13 protein-coding genes are annotated in these 19,739 nt (G+C 68.8%); 8 read left to right on the forward strand and 5 right to left on the reverse strand.

The genetic code is table 11. The features are described 5' to 3' along the window. The first annotated feature begins 17 nt into the window (after positions 1–17). From K5K93_RS12220 to K5K93_RS12230, 3 genes are all read left to right on the forward strand, one after another. Positions 18–2,507, forward strand: a complete 2,490-nt coding sequence (locus K5K93_RS12220) for a DEAD/DEAH box helicase (protein WP_222388019.1) — start codon at positions 18–20, stop codon at positions 2,505–2,507. Continuing rightward, the gene (locus K5K93_RS12225; protein ID WP_222388020.1) at positions 2,504–3,517 is read left to right on the forward strand and encodes a ribonuclease H-like domain-containing protein; all 1,014 of its coding nucleotides are present in this window, start codon (positions 2,504–2,506) and stop codon (positions 3,515–3,517) included. Before K5K93_RS12220 ends, K5K93_RS12225 begins: the two co-directional genes overlap by 4 nt. Positions 3,518–3,606: 89 nt before the next feature. Next, complete coding sequence (locus tag K5K93_RS12230; protein ID WP_222388021.1) at positions 3,607–3,930, forward strand: I78 family peptidase inhibitor; 324 nt, start codon at positions 3,607–3,609, stop codon at positions 3,928–3,930. 85 nt (positions 3,931–4,015) lie between these two features. On the opposite strand, the gene K5K93_RS12235 is transcribed toward K5K93_RS12230, so the two are convergent. Continuing rightward, positions 4,016–5,950 (reverse strand): M56 family metallopeptidase, encoded by a 1,935-nt coding sequence (locus tag K5K93_RS12235; RefSeq protein ID WP_222388022.1) that lies wholly within the window; start codon positions 5,948–5,950, stop codon positions 4,016–4,018. A gap of 3 nt (positions 5,951–5,953) precedes the next feature. Then, the gene (locus tag K5K93_RS12240) at positions 5,954–6,340 is read right to left on the reverse strand and encodes a BlaI/MecI/CopY family transcriptional regulator (RefSeq protein WP_025876036.1); all 387 of its coding nucleotides are present in this window, start codon (positions 6,338–6,340) and stop codon (positions 5,954–5,956) included. 229 nt (positions 6,341–6,569) lie between these two features. On the opposite strand from K5K93_RS12240, the gene K5K93_RS12245 reads away from it, so the two are divergent. Next, positions 6,570–7,649 (forward strand): serine hydrolase domain-containing protein, encoded by a 1,080-nt coding sequence (locus K5K93_RS12245; RefSeq protein WP_222388023.1) that lies wholly within the window; start codon positions 6,570–6,572, stop codon positions 7,647–7,649. Here the strand turns inward: K5K93_RS12245 and K5K93_RS12250 are convergent. Beyond that, entirely contained in the window at positions 7,646–8,761 is a 1,116-nt protein-coding gene (locus K5K93_RS12250; protein WP_222388024.1) for an SDR family oxidoreductase, read from the reverse strand. The two genes, K5K93_RS12245 and K5K93_RS12250, sit on opposite strands and share 4 nt — an antisense overlap. A 216-nt stretch (positions 8,762–8,977) precedes the next feature. On the opposite strand from K5K93_RS12250, the gene K5K93_RS12255 reads away from it, so the two are divergent. Next, positions 8,978–9,322 carry a hypothetical protein gene (locus K5K93_RS12255; RefSeq protein WP_222388025.1) on the forward strand — a complete coding sequence of 115 codons (345 nt, stop codon included), beginning with the start codon at positions 8,978–8,980 and terminating at the stop codon, positions 9,320–9,322. Here the strand turns inward: K5K93_RS12255 and K5K93_RS12260 are convergent. Beyond that, positions 9,310–10,371 (reverse strand): DNA topoisomerase IB, encoded by a 1,062-nt coding sequence (locus K5K93_RS12260; RefSeq protein WP_222388026.1) that lies wholly within the window; start codon positions 10,369–10,371, stop codon positions 9,310–9,312. The genes K5K93_RS12255 and K5K93_RS12260 overlap by 13 nt on opposite strands. A gap of 116 nt (positions 10,372–10,487) precedes the next feature. Here K5K93_RS12260 and K5K93_RS12265 point away from each other — a divergent pair, with 116 nt between their 5' ends. The 3 genes from K5K93_RS12265 to K5K93_RS12275 all read left to right on the forward strand — a co-directional run bounded on the left by K5K93_RS12265 (position 10,488) and on the right by K5K93_RS12275 (position 17,238). Next, on the forward strand, positions 10,488–10,877 hold the full coding sequence (locus tag K5K93_RS12265; RefSeq protein WP_222388027.1) for an I78 family peptidase inhibitor: 390 nt from the start codon (positions 10,488–10,490) through the stop codon (positions 10,875–10,877). Between the two features lie 357 nt (positions 10,878–11,234). Next, positions 11,235–15,689, forward strand: a complete 4,455-nt coding sequence (gene gltB, locus K5K93_RS12270) for a glutamate synthase large subunit (protein ID WP_222388028.1) — start codon at positions 11,235–11,237, stop codon at positions 15,687–15,689. A gap of 103 nt (positions 15,690–15,792) precedes the next feature. Continuing rightward, positions 15,793–17,238 carry an FAD-dependent oxidoreductase gene (locus tag K5K93_RS12275; RefSeq protein ID WP_222388029.1) on the forward strand — a complete coding sequence of 482 codons (1,446 nt, stop codon included), beginning with the start codon at positions 15,793–15,795 and terminating at the stop codon, positions 17,236–17,238. Here K5K93_RS12275 and K5K93_RS12280 read toward each other — a convergent pair. Next, positions 17,224–19,647, reverse strand: a complete 2,424-nt coding sequence (locus K5K93_RS12280) for a response regulator (RefSeq protein WP_222388030.1) — start codon at positions 19,645–19,647, stop codon at positions 17,224–17,226. The two genes, K5K93_RS12275 and K5K93_RS12280, sit on opposite strands and share 15 nt — an antisense overlap. Positions 19,648–19,739 lie beyond the last annotated feature (92 nt).

Raw genomic sequence — 19,739 nt, forward strand, 5'->3', positions numbered from 1 at the left:
TCCCGGCTCCATCTTCCATGGCCTACGAACTCGCCAAGCGCACCGCCGATGCGGAGCAGCAGCTCGCCACCCGCGATGGCCTGCCCGCGCGCGATGGCGCGCTGCTCAGTGCACGCCTGCAGCGCCGCTACCAGGATCGCATCACCGGCAGCTTCGCCATTCCCGGCCGCGAAGGCCGCTATGCGCCGATTCCCGCGTCGGTGCCACCGGCGCTGGCCGCCGCGCTGAAGGCACGCGGCATCGAGCAGCTCTACAGCCACCAGGCCAAGGCATGGGAGGCCAGCCAGCGTGGCGACCACGTCGCCATCGTTACCCCCACCGCCAGCGGCAAGTCGCTGTGCTACACCCTGCCGGTGGTCAGCGCCGCCATGCAGGACAAGGCCAAGGCGCTGTACCTGTTCCCCACCAAGGCACTGGCACAGGACCAGGTGGCCGAACTGCTGGAGCTCAACCGCGCCGGCGACCTCGGGGTGAAGGCCTTCACCTTCGACGGCGACACCCCCGGCGACGCGCGGCAGGCGATCCGCCTGCATGGCGACATCGTGGTCTCCAACCCGGACATGCTGCACCAGGCGATCCTGCCGCATCACACCAAGTGGGCGCAGTTCTTCGAGAACCTGCGCTACATCGTCATCGACGAAGTACACACCTATCGCGGCGTGTTCGGCAGCCATGTCACCAACGTGCTGCGCCGGCTCAAGCGCATCTGCGCGTTCTACGGGGTGCAACCGCAGTTCATCCTGTGCTCGGCCACCATCGGCAACCCGCAGGCGCATGCCGAGGCGCTGATCGAAGCACCGGTCACCGCCATCACCGAATCCGGTGCACCCAGCGGGCCCAAGCAGGTGCTGCTGTGGAATCCGCCGGTGATCAACCCCGACCTGGGCCTGCGTGCCTCGGCGCGCTCGCAGAGCAACCGCATCGCCCGCATCGCGATCAAGTCCGGCCTGAAGACGCTGGTGTTCGCGCAGACCCGGCTGATGGTGGAGGTGCTGACCAAGTACCTGAAGGACATCTTCGATCACGATCCGCGCAAGCCACCGCGCATCCGCGCGTACCGTGGTGGCTACCTGCCCACCGAGCGCCGCGAGACCGAGCGTGCGATGCGTGCCGGCAACATCGACGGCATCGTCAGCACCTCGGCGTTGGAACTGGGCGTGGATATCGGCAGCCTGGACGTGGTGATCCTCAACGGTTACCCCGGCAGCGTGGCTGCCACCTGGCAGCGCTTCGGCCGCGCCGGACGCCGCCAGCAGCCCGCACTCGGGGTGATGGTGGCCAGTTCGCAGCCGCTGGACCAGTACGTGGTGCGCCATCCGGACTTCTTCGCCGAGGCGTCGCCGGAACACGCACGCATCGCACCCGACCAGCCGTTGATCCTGTTCGATCACATCCGCTGCGCGGCGTTCGAACTGCCGTTCCGGGTCGGCGATGGCTTCGGCCCGATCGATCCTGAAGTGTTCCTGGAAGCACTGGCCGAAACCGAGGTCATCCACCGCGAAGGCGAACGCTGGGAGTGGATCGCCGACAGCTATCCGGCCAACGCGGTCAGCCTGCGCGCGGTGGCCGACGGCAACTTCGTGGTGGTCGACCGCAGCGATGGCCGCCAGCAGATCATCGCCGAAGTGGACTACTCCGCTGCCGCGCTGACCCTGTACGAGGGCGCCATCCACATGGTGCAGTCCACGCCCTACCAGGTGGAAACGCTGGACTGGGAAGGCCGCAAGGCCTACGTCACCCGCACCCACGTGGACTACTACACCGACAGCATCGACTTCACCAAGCTCAAGGTGCTGGACCGTTTCGATGGTGGCGTGGCCGGCCGCGGTGATTCGCACCATGGCGAAGTGCACGTGGTGCGCCGCGTGGCCGGTTACAAGAAGATCCGCTACTACACCCACGAGAACATCGGCTACGGCCCGGTCAACCTGCCCGACCAGGAACTGCACACCACCGCGGTGTGGTGGCAGCTGCCGCAGGTGCTGCTGCTGCGCGCCTTCGCCAGCAAGCAGGATGCGCTGGATGGGTTCCTCGGCGCCGCCTATGCACTGCACATCGTAGCCACGGTGGCGGTGATGGCCGATGCGCGCGACCTGCAGAAGTCGGTGGGCAACGGCGATGGCACCTGGATCGCGATTGCCGACCAGAGCGGGCGCGGCCAGCTGCGGGGCAGCGATGGCGAGCCTGGCGCGGTGGAACTGCTGCAGGAATTCGTGCCGACCGTATACCTGTACGACAACTTCCCCGGTGGCGTCGGCCTGAGCGAGCCGCTGTGGCAGCGCCAGGCCGAGCTGGTGCAGCGCGCGCGCGAACTGGTACAGCGCTGCGACTGCAAGGCGGGTTGCCCGGCCTGCGTCGGCCCGGTGCTGGCCGCGCAGGAACAGGATGAAACCTCGCCGCGTGCGCTGGCGCTGCGCGTGCTCGACCTGTTCGATGCGCAGGCCTGCCAGCAGGTAGCCGATGTGGTGGTGAGCACGCGCGACCCGATGGAGCTGATCGCCCCGTGAGCCTGAGCCTGGACAAGCTGCGGCTGCTTCGCAAGCAGGCGGGTGACCCGAAAGCAGCCACGCCTGCCGCGCCGGCGCAGCAGACGCCGCCGGCACTGATGGCTGCCAACGATGCGCGGCAGCCACCGGCCGAGCGTTCGGTGTTTGCCTGGGTGGAACAGGAGATCCGCCACAAGCCGACCGGCATGGCCACGCCTGCGCCGGCGACACTGCGACGGCCCGAGGTCGGCAGCCTGCACCGCCTGCTCGGCATGCGCTCGCGGGGTGGCCCTGCGCCGGCACGCGCCAGCGCGCAGGATCGTCAACTGCCCGGCAACGAGATTGCGCCCGGCCTGTTCCTGATCGAGTCACTGCTGCCGCAGCCGATTCCCGTCATGCCGCTGTCGCTGGCCTTCGCCAAGCGCGAGGGTGAGCACGTGGCTGCGCGCGACCTGCTGTTCTTCGATACCGAGACCACTGGCCTGGCCGGCGGCACCGGCACCCGCGCCTTCATGATCGGTGCCGCCGACTGGCATGTGTGCCCGCAGCGTGGCGAAGGCCTGCGCATCCGCCAGCTGCTGATGTCGACGATGGCTGCCGAGGAAACGATGCTGGCCGCTTTCGCCAGCTGGCTGCAGCCGCATACCGTGTTCTGCAGCTACAACGGCCGCAGCTACGACGCCCCTCTGCTGAAGACGCGCTATCGGCTGGCCCGCCAGGCCGATCCCATCACCGCGCTGGACCATGTCGACCTGCTGTATCCCACCCGCCGCCGTTACCGCGGTACGTGGGAGAACTGCAAGCTGTCCACCATCGAGCGGCAACTGCTGCGCGTGGTGCGCGAAGATGACCTGCCCGGCTCGGAAGCCCCCGCCGCATGGCTGCGTTACCTGCGTGGCGGTGATGCGGTGAATCTGCGCCGGGTGGCCGACCACAACCACCAGGACGTGGTGACCCTGGCCCTGCTGCTGCAGCGGCTGGTGCGGGAAGAGCAGCGCGAACGGGAGACCCTGGCGCTGGTAAGCGGATGAACGGAGAGGGCGGATCCAGGCCGCGTTGACATCACTGACACAGCGCTCGGCGACACTGCCGCTACTGAACACCCCCCAGGAGTACTGCCATGCGTCGATCCCCCCTGTTGCTGCTTGCAGCCGTCCTGCCGCTGGCCGCCTGCAGCCATGCCGGTGGCAACGCCTCTGCCGATGCCGGCAGCCTGCCAGCCAAGGTGTCCGATGGTCCGCAGGAGTGCCGCCCCGAGGCGCTGGACGCATTCACCGGCAAGACCGCCGACGAAGCGACGATCAAGAAGCTGGTGGCCGACAGTGGCGCGCGCAACGCACGCGTGGTCAAACCGGGGATGGCGGTGACCATGGACTTCCGCCAGGACCGGGTGACCGTGCAGGTGGACGCACAGAACCGTATCGAGCGCGCCAGCTGCGGCTGATGGGGTAGCGCCGGGCCCTGCCCGGCGGATTCCATTCGCATACGCGCCGCTGCGGGCGCCGGGCATGGCCCGGCGCTCCGCTCTGTCAGAGCCGCTCGGCCTTGCCGCTGGCCAGCGCACGCGCGATGACCTGCTGCGCCTGCTTCGCTGCCTGCGCCTGCAGCCGCGCCTGGCGTTCACCCAATGCCGCCTGTTGGCTGCCCAGCACGGCCTGCTGGCTTCCCAGCGCAGCCTGCTGGCTGGCGAGACGGCTCATCTCGCGGCTGCGTTCGGACTGCAGCGCCTGGTTGCGGGCCACCTGTGACGCGCGCTGTGCTTCGGCCGCAGCCTTGCGTGCAATCGCCGCATCATCCACCGCGCTGCGTGTGGCCCGCGCCGCTTCGGCTGCCGCTTCGCGGTTGATGTCGCGATCGTTGATCGCACTGCGTGCGGCCCGTGCGGCGGCGAGAGCGATCTCACGCGCCTCTTCACTCTGCAGCCTGCCCAGCTCACCCTGTTCACGACCGAGCTGCCCCTGCTGCCGCCCCAGCACGCTCTGCTGGCGCCCCAGTTCACTCTGCTGGCGGCTCAGGTCGACGGCGCCGGCATAGGCACGCTGCAACGACTGGATCAGCATCGGATCGCGCACCACGTAGCGCTTGTCGCCCTGGCGGAACCACAGTGCCGGGCCGTCACCAAGCCGGCTGCGCGCCTGCATCACATCGTCCATGCCGGCATTGGCGAACGCCTGGCCGTGATCGACGAGGACGAAGGCCTGCTGTGGCGGCGTACCCAGATCCAGCTGGCCATGGGTGACGATGGTGGTCTGCGAGTGCGCATGGGTGCCTGCGTCCTGCTCCTCGTCTTCATTGACGTCGGCAGGCTCCTCAGGCTCTGCCGGCTCGGCCCAGTCGGCCGGCTCTGCCGGTACCGCTGCGGCAGGCGGCGCTGCCGGTGCCGGGGGTGCTGCGGGCGGCGGCGGCGGCGCGGGCACAGCGCGCGGCGGTGCCGGCGGTGCAGGCGGGACCGGCGCGGCCACCAGCCGCATCGGCGCCACACCCACGGCCAATACAACCAGGGTCAAGCCAACGGCCAGCAGGCGTGGGCACGCCCGGTGCGACTGCAGCGACAGCAGGCGGCGCTTGAGGCTGGTGGTGCTGGGCGCTGCGCTGGCCACGCCGAGGTGTGGCTGCGGCGCCACACCCAGCTGCAGCAGCAACCGTCCATAGGCATGGCGGCTGGCACCGTGCTGGCCGACCACCGCCGCATCCACGGCTTCCTCGCGGGCCTGGGCGTATTCGCGCACGGCCAGGCGCAGCAGCGGATGGAAGAAGAACAGGTGCTGGGCCAGGGCAGGCAGCAGCCCCCACTGCAGGTCACGACGCTGCAGGTGTTGCAGCTCGTGGGTCAGTGCCAGGTCCAGCGCATCGCCCTGCAGCGCGTTCATGCCCGCCGGCAGCAGCAGCACCGGACGGAACGGCCCGACCAGCTGCGGCGCGTCCACCTGGTCGCTCATCCACAGGCGTGGCGCGCGGCGCAGGCCATGCGCATCCGAAGCCAGCTGCAGTGCCTGCACCAGCGCCTGGTCCTCGCACGGATACGACGCGGCCAGCAGCGCACGGCACCGGCGCCATTCGCCAAAGGTCCGCAGCGCCATCAGCAGTACGCCGGACATCCACAGCGCGGCCAGGGTCACTGCCCACCAGGCCACCTGCGCGCTGCCGGCATCGCTCATCGGCACGTTCGCCAGCAGTTGCGCGGCGGCCTCCGGTGCCAGCGGATACACCGCATCCGCAGCAAGATCCACGGTCGTCATGGCCACCGCATCGGGTGCGGGCAACCAGGCCAGCTGCAGCGGTTGGCTCCACAACAGACCGACCACCGCCTGCAGCGACACCAGCCACCACAACCGGCAGCGGGTGGCCGCCGACAGTGCTGGCAGCGTGCGGCACAGCAGGTACACCAGTGCCACCAGCAGCACGGTCTGCAGGCTCGTCCAGCCCAGCCGTTCCAGCATCGGAATCAACATCGAGGTATCCATGGCTCAGTCCTCCTGGCGACGCGATTGCAGTTCGGCCACCAGCGCTTCCAGTTCGGCCAGTTCGTTGTCGCTGACCTTCTGCCGCTGCGACAGGTACGCCACGAATGGCGACACCGAGCCCTGCAGCGTGTTGTCGACGAACTGGGCAACGGCGCCCTGCAGCACGCTCTCCGGGCCACGGGTGGGCTGGTAACGGTAGACACCCTGCTGCTGCCTGCGCTGCAGGTAACCCTTGGCGCGCAGGCGCTCCATCATCGTCAACACGGTGGACCGGGCCAGTCCGCGCGGTTCGCCATAGCCGCTGGCGACCTCGCCGACGCTGGCCGGTGCCTGCTCATCCACATACTGCAGCAGGGCCAGTTCCTGGTCCCCGATGGTCTTGCCACGCATGACAACACTCCCTTGACTACACGTGTCGCTACTGTTGCCATGACGACACCTGTAGTCAACCCCCCGGAAGTCATGGGCCGACGAACGGTAGGGCGCGCAGCCGGCTTAAACCTTTTCCGCCGGGCGCGCATCCGACCCATGGCCTGTCGCCTGCGGCAGCCGTCATCGCCGCCGATCTTTCCGACCTCCGGGAACCCGCATGCCTCGCCAGTCGCTACGAACCCTGCTCATGATCATCAGCCTGCTGCCCTTCGCCGCCGTCTCCGCCAACCAGGACCAGGCCAACGACCAGACCCGTCGTTTCATCCGCCAGACCATGCAGGAACAGCGCATCCCGGGCCTGCAGGTCGCGGTGGTCAAGGATGGTCAGGTGGTGCTGTCGGAGACCTATGGGCTGGCCAACGTCGAGAACGGCGTGGTCGCCACCCGCAACACCCGGTTCCCGCTCAACTCGGCCACCAAATCCTTCACCGGCGTCGCTCTGGCGCAGCTGGCACAGGACGGGCGGGTGGATCTGGACGCGCCCATCGCGCGCTATCTCGACGACCTGCCCGAAAGCTGGCGGGCAGTGCGGGTGCGCCAGCTGCTCGCCCACACCTCCGGCCTGCCCGACATCCTCGATGCAGAGGGATTGCTGGGTGGGGGTTCGGAACAGGACGCATGGCAGGCGGTCCGCGCGCTGCCGGCAGAGGCCAGGGCCGGCGAGCGTTTCCAGTACAACCAGACCAACTACCTGCTGCTGGCGCGGATCATCGCGCGGCAATCCGGCATGCCCTACGAACGCTTCCTGGCCACCAGCCAGTTCTCCACCGCGCGCATGGCACGCACCACGTTCGGCGACAGCTACGACCTGATCCCGGATGCGGCGACGATGTACAGCTACCTGCCACGCGCCACCGATGCAAAGGATGCGACGCCACGCCTGTCGCACTGGTTCTACGACATGCCGCCCAGCCTGTGGGCCGGCGGCGGCATCCTCACCACGGCCGATGACACCGCGCGCTGGTTGGCTGCGTTGCAGGAGGGACGCCTGCTGGAGCAGCGTGCGGTGCAGCAGATGTGGACGGCCGAGCGCCTCAACGACGGCAGCGCCGGTGACTGGGCCGCAGGCTGGCCGGTGTTCAACACCGCACCCGACCTGCAGGTGGGCGGCATGGGCGGTGCGCGCTCGGCCTTCATCGTCTATCCCGAGCGCGGCCTCGCCGTTGTCGTGCTGACCAACCTGGTCGGCGCCAATCCGCAGCAGTTCATACCGCGCATCGCCGGCTTCTACTCCGCCGCGCCCAAGGGCGTTGCCGCCGCGCGCTAGCCGCGCGGCCCGCCCATCACCGGCAGGATCACCCCGCTGATGTAGCTGGCGCAGGCCGGCGAGGCCAGGAACACATAGGCCGGCGACAGTTCTTCGGGCTGTGCCGGCCGGCCCATGTCACTGTCCTTGCCGAACTCGGCCACGTCCTTGGCCTGCTTGTCGGCCGGATTCAACGGCGTCCACACCGGGCCCGGCGCCACGCAGTTGACCCGGATGCCGCGCGGCAGCAACTGGCTGGCCAGCGCCTTGGTGAACGCATGGATCGCGCCCTTGGTGGCCGAGTAATCGATCAGTGCCTTGCTGCCGAACAGGCCGGTTTCCGAGCCGGTGTTGATGATGCTGGCGCCTTCGCCCAGGTGTGGCAGCACTGCGCGTGCCATCTGGATATAGCCGCCGATGTTGGTCTGCAGGGTTTCCTGCAGGTGCGCATCTTCCAGGTCTTCCAGGCGCTCGCAGTGCAACTGGAACGCCGCATTGTTGACCAGGATGTCGATGCCACCAAACGCCTTGGCCACCTGCTTGACGGCCTTGTCGCAGAAGCGCGGGTCGCGCACGTTGCCGGCGATCACCACGCAGCGGCCGCCCTCTTTTTCCACGTGCTGACGCGTCATCTCGGCGTCCTTGGCTTCATCCAGATGCAGCACGGCAACGTCGGCGCCTTCGCGGGCGAACAGCACCGCCACCGCACGGCCGATGCCGGAATCACCACCGGTGACGATGGCCCGCATGCCCTGCAGCTTGCCGCTGCCGACGTAATCCGGCGCGAGGAAGCGCGGGGCCAGCTCCAGTGCATGCTCATGGCCGGGCTTGGCCAGATGTTGCGCCGGCATCTTCTCCGGCTGACGGCGTGGGCCAGCCTGGGTGGCGGTCTTCTTTGTCGCCTTCTTTGCCGCGCGTACATCCTTCGCTTTTTCCTGGTCCTGCAGCCGTCGCTGCCGCGCGGCGACGCGCGCCGCGCGCGGATCAGCGGCGGCGGCCTTGCGGGTGGCGGTCTTCACCACGCGCGGGCGATCGGACGTGGTGGCTTCGGCGGCGGCGGGCGCTGCCTGGGTGCCTTTGCGTACCTTCGGCGATGCCTTGCGGCGGGCGGGGGTCTTCTTGGTGGTGGCCATGCAGGTCTCCTCGGGAGGATGGGGGTTGCCGGCCAGCGGCCGGCACTACCGGGGCGCGTGCGCCGCAGTACCGGGGGCGGCGTGCGCCGCTCGTGCAGTGTCTCCACGCAGGCTGTTGGCGGCAGTGAGCGCATTGTGTCCATCGCGTGCACGGCATTCATTCCGCCACCACGCGCGTCATCGCACCCTGCATGCATCGACACCGGGAGTTCCACCATGAAACACGCCATTGCCACCGCCGCACTCACCCTCGCCCTCGCCGCCTGCAGCAGCAGCCCGGTCGCCCAGGTCCAGCCGATCGATGGGGTGATTTCAGGCCAGTGCCACACCGACAAGGTGCGCGGCGCGGTCGGCCTCGCCGCTTCGGGCATGACCATCGAACGTGCGCGCGTGGACAGCGACAGCCTGCACGTGCAGGTAACCCGCGGCAGCCGCGAGCGCAGCGGCAACACCGCCAGCGGTGCTGCCGATCCGGCCGCCGGCGCAGCCACGGAAGGCGGGGATCGCCTGACCATCGAAACTGGCCGCACCAACAACATCACCGCCATCTACTGCGGCTGACCTGCCTTGCGGCTGAGCCGCCGGGCCCGGCGCAGCACCTTCAGTGTCGCCTGTTCCCACTGCCGCGGGCCGCGCAGGCCCGCCAGTGCGGTCAGCTCGCCGCGTTCCCAACCGGCAAACACGCAGGGATCGATGTAGGCCTTGCGGCATACCGCTGGCGTATTGCCCAAGCGCGCAGCCACCTGGCACACCACCTCGCGTTGCGCCTTGGCCAACGCGCGTTGGCTGGCCGGCTCGGGCAGCTCGGTGGCGGCGAAGGCCTGCACCGCCGCCATCGTGCCGCCCCAGGTGCGGAAGTCCTTGGCGGTGAAGTCCTCGCCCATCACCTCGCGCAGGTAGTCGTTCACCGCGCCCGAATCCACCGGCTGCACCTCGCCCGCGTCGTCGCGGTACTGGAACAGGGCCTGACCCGGCAGCTGCTGCACGCTGCGCACCAGCGCGCCCAGCCGGCGGTCACCGACCACCACCTCCTGCAACTGCCCGGACTTGCCGCGGAAGCGCATGCGCACCCGGCCTCCCCGAAGCAGGTCCAAGTGACGGTTGCGCAACGTTGTCAGGCCGTACGACTTGTTCTCCTGCGCATAGGTCTCGTTGCCCACCCGCACCAGCGTGTCGGCCAGCAGCGCGACCACGACCGCCAGCACCTTCTCGCGCGGGAAACCGCTGCGCTTGAGGTCGCGGCTGAGTCGTCGCCGCAGCGCCGGCAGCGCCTGGCCGAAGGCGATGGTGCGGTCGAACTTGCCGGCGTCGCGAACGGCCGCCCAGTCGGCGTGATAGCGGTACTGCTTGCGCCCGCGCGCGTCGCGGCCGGTGGCCTGCAGGTGGCCATCGGCGTGGGCACAGATCCACACGGCGGTATAGGCCGGTGGAATGGCCAGCGCGCGGATGCGCTGCAGGGTGGCGGCATCGCGCACGGCATGGCCATCGGCATCGCGATAGGCAAAGCCCTTGCCTGCGCGTCGCCGGCTGATGCCAGGCTGGGTGTCATCGACGTAGCGCAGGCCGGCGGCGCGCGCGGCCTGGCGTTCGGGTGTGGGGGTCGCTGGCATGCCTGCAGTCTGCCGATCGGCGCGGCGTGGCCACGTCAATAACGCAAGACAAACACGTGAGGGCGGGTTCGCCGCTATGCTCGGCCTTTCACCGTCCCTTCCATTACGGAGTCATGATGTCGTTCCCGATCCGCGCCCGTTCCCTCTCCGCCCTGCTGCTGCCGGCCGTGCTGGCCCTGACCGCCTGCCAGGCGCCGTCGCTGGATGAGCAGGATTCGGCCACCGCCCACGCACAGCAGGCCGCCGAGGCCGCCAAGGCGCCGGCCGACGAAGCCGGCAAGGCCACCGAAGCACCGCCGGTCGGCAACTGCGACGCCAGCCAGGTGCAGAGCCTGGTCGGCCAGCCCTATACCGAAACGCTCGGCAAGCAGGCCCAGGATGATGCCGCAGCCAAGCAGCTGCGCGTGCTGCACCCCAATGACGTCACCACGATGGAGTTCCTGGGCGACCGCCTGAACATCGAAGTGGACGCAAAGGACGTGGTAAGCGGCGTCCGCTGCGGCTGAGCAAGCCTGCGCCGGCAAGCGTTTGCCGGCGCTTTGGTTGCGCCTGCAACCGTGTATTGCGGCGTTGCAGCAACCTGTGATCTAGTCGAGGCATCCGGTGGCCTCATGATGCGCTCCAGGAAGAGCACGGCGTGTGCGTCAAGGTGAGTGTGAAGACACTTGGCGTGCGGCCAGACAAGGCGCGCGCCGCCGCGCAGGCGAGTGCCTGCGCAAGGTGAGCAACGCCGCATGGGCGTGCGCCAAGCGGCTTCCCGACGGGCCGCGCCATGCGCGGCACACTCCACCATGACGTACAGGGCGTGCTCTACAGAGCGGGCAGGAGTGTCCCCGTTCATTTCAATCTGCATCGAGGTAGAGATGGCCCCCCGCAACCGCCAAGGGCTTTACGACCCGCGCTCCGAGCGCGATGCCTGTGGATTTGGCATGGTCGCCCAGCTCGACGACCAGCCTTCGCGCCTGCTGGTGGATACCGCCATCGCTGCGCTCTCGCGCATGACCCACCGTGGTGGTGTCGCCGCCGATGGGCTCACCGGCGATGGCTGTGGCCTGCTGCTGCGCCGCCCCGATGCCTTCCTGAAACTGCTGGCCAGTGAAGCCGGCATCGCCGTCGGCGCGCGCTTCACTGCGGGCCTGGTGTTCCTGCCGCACGATGCCGACGCCGCACAGACCTGCCGCACGCAGCTGCAGCAACAGATCGAAGCGGTGGGCTGCAAGGTGGCCGGCTGGCGCGAGGTACCGACCGACGACAGCGTCTGTGGCCAACTGGCACGCGACACCCTGCCGCGCATCGAGCAGGTGTTCGTCGATGCCGGCGTCGGCCAGGATGACGCCGGCTTCGGCCTGGCCCTGTTCCTGGCCCGCCGCCGCAGCGAGCAGCAGCTGCGCGCGCACGCCGACTACTACGTCACCACGCTCAGCCCCAACGCCATCAGCTACAAGGGCATGGTGCTGCCGGACAAGCTCAGCCGCTTCTTCCCGGACCTGCAGCGGCGCGAACTGGCCTCCAGCGCCATCGTGTTCCACCAGCGCTTCTCCACCAATACGCTGCCGCGCTGGCCGCTGGCGCACCCGTTCCGGATGCTCGCCCACAACGGCGAGATCAACACCATCGAAGGCAACCGGCGCTGGGCGCAGGCGCGCAGCAAGGTGTGGAAGACGCCCCGTTTCGACATCGGCGAGTTCGACCCGGTCATCTCCATGCACGGCTCCGATTCGCAGAGCCTGGACAACATGCTGGAACTGATGGTGTCCGCCGGCATGGAGCTGATCCAGGCGCTGCGCATCCTGGTGCCGCCGGCAACGCAGTCGCTGGAATTCAAGGACCCGGACCTGGCGGCGTTCTACGAGTTCCACGGCCTCAACAGCGAACCGTGGGACGGCCCGGCCGGCATCGTCGCCTGCGACAGCCGCTACGCGGTGTGCACCCTCGACCGCAACGGCCTGCGCCCGGCGCGCTGGATGCTGACCGCCGATCGCCACTTCCTGGTCGCCTCCGAAGCAGGCGTCTGGGAAGTACCGACCGAGCGCGTGGTGCGCAAGGGCAAGCTCGGCCCCGGCGAGATGATCGCCATCGACCTCAAGCGCGGTGACCTGCTCGATTCGGAGGCCATCGACCGCATCAACCGCGGCCGTGCACCGTACAAGCAGTGGCTGCAGCAGGGCGTCACCTACCTGCAGACCGAACTGATCGATCCGTCGCTGGTGGAAGAGCCGTTCGACGAAGGCACGCTGCGCAGCTACCACAAGCTGTACCAGCTCAGCAGCGAGGAAGTGGAACAGGTGCTGCGGCCGCTGGCCGAGACCGAGCAGGAAGCCACCGGCTCGATGGGCGATGACACGCCGATGGCCGTACTCAGCCAGCGCAGCCGTCCGCTGTACGACTATTTCCGCCAGGCCTTCGCGCAGGTCACCAACCCGCCGATCGACCCGCTGCGCGAAGACTGCGCGATGTCCCTGTCCACCCAGCTCGGCAAGGAGACCAACATCTTCCATGCCGGCCCGGAGACCGTGAACCACGTCATCCTCAACTCGCCGGTGCTGAGCCAACGCAAGCTGCGCCAGCTGCTGAAGATGGACCAGTACGTGCAGGCCAACCGCCTGCTCGACCTGTCCTACAGCGAAGAGGAGGGCCTGCGTGCGGGCATCGAACGCATCTGCGTCGAAGCCGAACAGGCTGCGCGCGACGGCATGGTGATGCTGCTGCTGTCCGACCGCTACCCGGTGGCCGGGCGGCCGATGGTGCATGCGCTGCTGGCCACCAGCGCCATCCACCACCACCTGTCACGGCTGGGCCTGCGCTGCGACGTCAACCTGATCGTCGAGACCGGCACCGCGCGCGACGCGCACCACATGGCCTGCCTGCTAGGCTTCGGTGCCACGGCGGTGTACCCGTACCTGGCCTACCAGACCCTGTTCGATCTGGGCCGTCGCGGCATCCTCAAGCTCAGCAAGGGCGGCGAGCAATCGCAGATCGGCCGCCGCTACCGCAAGGGCATCTACAAGGGCCTGTCCAAGATCATCTCGAAGATGGGCATCTGTACCGTGGCCAGCTACCGCGGTGCGCAGCTGTTCGAGATCATCGGCCTGGAGCCGGAGGTGGTGGACCTGTGCTTCCCCGATACCGCCTCGCGCATCGGTGGCGCCGGCTTCGCGCGCCTGGATGCCGACGCGCGCGAACTGTGCGCGCAGGCCTGGGACGCGCAGCAGGGCGTGGATGTCGGCGGCCTGCTGAAGTACGTGCACGGCGGCGAGTACCACATGTACAACCCGGACGTGGTGACCACCCTGCAGCGCGCGGCGCGCAGCGGTGACCCGCGTGCGTGGCAGCAGTACTGCGATGCCGTGCATGCGCGCCCGCCGTCGGCGCTGCGCGATCTGCTGCAGCTGGTGCCGGCGGCAACGCCGACGCCGCTGGACGAAGTGGCACCGGCCAGCGATCTGTTCCCGCGTTTCGATACCGCCGCGATCAGCCTTGGTGCGCTCTCGCCCGAGGCGCATGAAGCGCTGGCCATTGCGATGAACCGCCTCGGCGGCCGCAGCAATTCCGGCGAAGGTGGCGAAGACCCGGCGCGCTATGGCACCGACAAGCGCAGCAAGATCAAGCAGGTGGCCTCGGGCCGCTTCGGCGTCACCGCCGAATACCTGGTCAATGCCGAAGTGCTGCAGATCAAGGTTGCCCAGGGCGCCAAGCCCGGCGAAGGCGGCCAGCTGCCCGGGCACAAGGTCAATGAACTGATCGCACGCCTGCGCTATGCCAGGCCGGGCATCGGCCTGATCTCGCCGCCGCCGCACCACGACATCTACTCCATCGAAGACCTGGCGCAGCTGATCTACGACCTCAAGCAGGTCAACCCGACCGCGCTGGTGTCGGTGAAGCTGGTCAGCCATGCCGGCGTCGGCACGATTGCGGCGGGCGTGGTCAAGGCCGGTGCTGACCTGATCACCATTTCCGGCCATGACGGCGGTACCGGTGCTTCGCCGGTCAGCTCGATCCGCTACGCCGGCGTGCCGTGGGAACTGGGCATCGCCGAGGCGCACCAGGCGCTGGTGGCCAACGACCTGCGCGGGCGCACCCTGCTGCAGACCGATGGCGGCCTGAAGACCGGCCTGGACGTGGTCAAGGCAGCGCTGCTGGGTGCGGACAGCTTCGGCTTCGGCACCGCGCCGATGATCGTGCTGGGCTGCAAGTACCTGCGCATCTGCCACCTCAACAACTGCGCCACCGGCGTGGCCACCCAGGACGAACGCCTGCGCGAGAACCACTTCACCGGCCAGCCCGAGCGCGTGGAGAACTTCTTCCGCCTGCTGGCCGAGGAAGTACGCGGCTGGCTGTCGGTGCTGGGCGCACGTTCGCTGCAGGAAATCGTCGGCCGCACCGACCTGCTGCGCCAGCTTCAGGTGTCACCGCGCGAGGACGTGCGCGTGGACCTGTCGCGGCTGCTGGCCGACGCCAGTTACCCGGGCAGCCACTGTGCCGCACAGCGCCTGTATGAATCACCTGACAGCCTGGCCACGCAGATGGACGGCCTGCTGGCCGAGGCCATCGAACACAAGCGCGGTGGCGAGCATCGCTTCCTGATCCACAACACCGACCGCAGCATCGGCACCCGCCTGGCCGGCGCCGTGGCGCGCGCGCACGGCAACCAGGGCATGGCCGAATCGCCGCTGGAACTGCGCTTCCGCGGCAGCGCCGGGCAGAGCTTCGGCGCCTTCAACGTCGGCGGCCTGCACCTGGAAGTGGAGGGTGAAGCCAACGACTACGTCGGCAAGGGCATGGCCGGTGGCCGTCTGGTGGTGCGCCCGCCGCGTGGCGCACGCTTCGAGGCACGCAGCACCGCCATCATCGGCAACACCTGCCTGTATGGCGCAACCGGTGGCGAGCTGTTCGCCGCCGGCCGTGCCGGTGAACGATTCGCCGTGCGCAACTCCGGCGCACTGGCGGTAGTGGAAGGCGCGGGCGATCACTGCTGTGAGTACATGACCGACGGCGTGGTGCTGGTGCTGGGCAAGGTCGGCCTCAACTTCGGTGCCGGCTTCACCGGTGGCCTGGCCTACGTGCTGGACGTGGACCGCGATTTCGTCGACCGCTACAACCACGAGCTGATCGACATCCATCGCGTCTCCGCCGAAGGGTTCGAGAACTACCGCCAGCATCTGCACCGCCTGATCGGCCGTCATCGCGAACTGACCGGCAGCATCTGGGCGCAGCAGATCATGGACGAGTTCCGCGATTACATCGGCAAGTTCTGGCTGGTCAAACCCAAGGCCGCCAGCATCGAGTCGCTGACCGAAACCCTGCGCCGCGCGGCGTGACACACCGCACGTGAGCGATGCGCCGCATGCACTGGGCGCACCGGCTTCCCCACCGCTGTAGTGCCGGCCGCTGGCCGGCATCCGGAAACCCACAGAGTCCGCCATGAGCCGCAAGCACGCCTTCCAGTTCCTCGACCTGCCCCGGACCATGCCGCAGCGCATCCCGGTTGAACTGCGCACCTCCGGTGACTGGGGCGAGCTGTACGGAAAATTCGGCAAGGAGGATGCGCAGTACCAGGCCGGCCGTTGCCTGGACTGCGGCAACCCGTACTGCAGCTGGAAGTGCCCGGTGCACAACGCCATTCCGCAATGGCTGCAGCTGGTGCAGGAAAACCGCATCCATGAAGCGGCCACGCTGTGCCACAGCACCAACCCGTTGCCGGAAGTGTGCGGCCGGGTGTGCCCGCAGGATCGCCTGTGCGAGGGCAGCTGCACGCTGGAAGAGTTTGGTGCGGTCACCATCGGTGCAGTGGAGAAGTACATCGTCGATACCGCGCTGGCCACCGGCTGGCGGCCGGACATGGCCGCCGTGCAGCCCACCGGCCACACGGTGGCGGTGATCGGTGCCGGCCCCGCGGGGCTGGCCTGTGCCGACCGCCTGGCGCATGCCGGCATCACCGCAGTGGTCTACGACCGCTACGAACAGGTCGGTGGCCTGCTGCAGTTCGGCATCCCCAGTTTCAAGCTGGACAAGGACGTGATCCGTCGGCGTCGCGACGTGCTCGAAGGCATGGGCGTGCAGTTCCGCCTCGGCGTGGAGATCGGCCGCGACATCAGCCTGCAGCAGCTGCTGGACATCCACGATGCGGTGTTCGTCGGTACCGGCGCGTATCGCTACACCGACGGTGGCCTCGATGGCCAGGACCTGAAGGGCGTGCTGCCGGCACTGCCGTTCCTGGTGCAGAACAGCCGCATCGTCGGCGGCGATGATCCGAAGGGCCGGCCGATCGCCGGCTGGGAAGACCAGATCGCCCTGCCCGACCTCAATGGCAAGCGCGTGGTGGTCCTCGGCGGTGGCGACACCGGCATGGACTGCGTGCGCAGCGCGGTGCGACTGGGCGCGGCCAAGGTCACCTGTGCCTACCGCCGCGACGAAGCCAACATGCCGGGCAGCGCGCGCGAAGTGGCCAACGCGCGCGAGGAAGGCGTGCGCTTTCTGTTCAACCGCCAGCCGCTGTCGATCGAAGCCGGCGCCGATGACGAAGTGATCGGAGTGACGGTGGTCGAAACGCGGTTGGGCGAGCCCGATGCCAATGGCCGCCAGAACGCGGTACAGATCGAGGGCAGCGAGTCGCTGCTGGAAGCGGACGTGGTGATCATCGCGTTCGGCTTCTCGCCCAGCGTGCCCTCGTGGCTGGCCGAGCACGGTGTGGAAGGCCAGGCCAATGGCCGCATCCTCGCCGGCGGCAAGGGCAGGCTGCCCTTCCAGACCGCCCATCCGCGCCTGTTCGCCGGGGGTGACGCGGTGCGCGGTGCCGACCTGGTGGTGACCGCCGTGGCCGAAGGCCGCGACGCCGCCGCCAGCATCGCCGGGCTACTGGCGCACTGACGGGCCGAGCGGCACCAGCACTGCGGCCAGAGCGGCATGCAGTGCGTGGCGGTCGACCGGCTTGGCGATGAAGTGATCGATGCCAGCGTCGTGGCAGGCCTGGCGGGTACTGTCGAGCACGCTGGCAGTCAACGCGATGATCGGCACCTTTGCCGCGTCGGCACGGGGATCGGCGCGGATCGCGCGGGCCAGGGCAAAGCCGTCCATGCCCGGCATGTGGCAGTCGGTGATGACCAGCGCGAACCGTTGCGTCTGCCACGCCTGCCAGGCCTGCTCGCCATTGGCTGCGGCATGCACCTTCATGCCCAGATCCCGCAGCTGCCGCACCAGCAGCTGCAGGTTGGTGGGATGGTCTTCGGCAACCAGGACCCGCACCGGCGGCAATTCGTGCAGGCCAGCCGCATCATCACGATGTTCCACCGATGGCGCCTCGCAGGCCGGCAGGTACAGGTCCAGCCACACCGTGGTACCCACGCCCGGCGTACTGCACAGGTGCAGTTGCCCGCCCATCGATGCCGCCAGCTCCCGGCAGATCGCCAGGCCCAGGCCGCTGCCACCGAAGCGCCGGGTGGTGGAGGCGTCGGCCTGGGTAAAGGCTGCAAATACCGCCCGCTGGCGCTCCCGGCTGATGCCCACGCCGGTATCGGTCACCTGCAGCCGCAGTTGCTGGCCGTGCGCGCGCTGCTGCAGCACACGTACCTGCAGGTCCACCCCACCGTGCAGGGTGAACTTCAGCGCATTGCCTGCCAGGTTGAACAGGATCTGGCGCAGGCGCAGCGTATCGGCCAACGATCCACGCTGCAGCGCAGGATCCACCTCGCAGCGCAGATGCAGCCCCTTGCTGGCCGCCACCGGCACCAGCAGGCGCTGCACCGCCCGCAGCAGCCCGGCCAGGTCGGTGGGCAGGCACTGCGGTGGCTGTGGGCCGGACTGCAGGCGTTGGCTGTGCAGCACGTCATCAAGGATCTGTCGCAGCATCTGCGCGGCATCATCGATGGTCGCCAGTACCTGGCGCTGGCGCGCATCCAGCGCGCCGCTGCCGAAGCGCTCCAGCATTCCCAGCATGGTGCTCATCGGCGTGCGGATCTCGTGGCTCATGGTGGCCAGGAAATGGCTCTTGGCGGCGGCATCCTGCTCGGCGTTGCGCCGGGCATCGTTCAGCGCCTGCGTGCGCGCGCGCGCTTCGGTGACATCCATCCAGTATCCGCTCCATTCCACGCCGCTGTCGCTGCAGGCAATCGGTCGCCCATGCGAACGTACCCAGCGCCAGCCGTTCGGGCCGCGCGTACGGAAGGTGATGTCGATGGGTCCACGCACCAGCGCGGCCGCGTCAACGCAGGCCAGCACCGAGCGGCGGTCCTGCGGGTGGACCGCCGCCAGCAGGCTGCCATGGTCCACCCGCGCGGTATCCACGCTGATCCCGAACAGGGCATGCACATCGCCGGCAATATGGGGAACGCTGTATTGGCCGGTATTGCTGCGTCGCGCCTGGTACACCACCGCCGGCAGGTTGGCGGTGACCTCCTGCAGGCGCTGCTCCAGCGCCAGCCTGCGCAGGCCCTCGCGATGCAGTCGCCAGTAACCGAAGGCATGCACCAGGCCCATTGTCAGCAGCATCAGCAGCACCGCGATCAAGCCGCGCACGGGCGACACCGGCGGCACGTGACCGCGCCGAGGGGATGTCGACACCCAGTGCGCCCGCAGTGCCTGGCGCTGCTCCTCCGTCATGCCTGCCTGCAGTCGGTTGAAGCGATCCACCAGGTGCGCGCACGCCGGTAGCGCAGCCAGTACCAGTGCGTCGCTGAAGCCGGCCGGCGCCGCCACGTCCAGCGCGCCGCCAGGCTGATCGCGCAGCGCCGCTTCCACTTCCACCAGGTTGCCCACCACTGCATCGATCTGGCCGCTGATCAGCAGCTGCAGCGCCTTGTCCAGCGCCGCCACCTGCAGCAGCGGTACATGCGCGCTCGACTCTTCCAGCACGGCAGCGAGTGGCACGATGTCCGGGCTGGCCACGCCGTGGCCGTGCAACCCCTCCAGGCCGATGATCGGCCGCGCATCGGGGCGTCGCACGATCACCTGCGGCACCTGCAGGTAGGGCACGCTGGCCACCCAGCCTTCCGGCGTCTGCGCGCGTGGCCAGCCAAGCACGGCGTGGGTCCCGGCAGGCAGCGCGGCAGCGGCCAGCGCCGTCGCTGCGACCGGTGTGGCGCGCAGCGTGGGCACCTGTTCCTGCAACAGGTCCAGGTAGGCGGCCGCCAGCCCCTGTGGCGTGCCGTCCAGACTGGACGACAACGGCGCACGGTCAGCGGGATAGGCAAGCAGGATGGGGCCTTCGCACTGCCCGGCCCAGGCCGGCGCCGACAGCAGCGACAACGCGACGATGCGGGCCAGGCGGCCAGCGACATTCATGGTGGACATCCTCATGTCGCGGGCGGGGGCATGGCCACATCCCGGTATGACCTCCTGCCACGCTAGCGACGCGCTTCCCAGCAACAATGAGG

The sequence above is a fragment of the Stenotrophomonas sp. DR822 genome (genome assembly GCF_019793815.1).
GTDB lineage: Bacteria > Pseudomonadota > Gammaproteobacteria > Xanthomonadales > Xanthomonadaceae > Stenotrophomonas > Stenotrophomonas indicatrix.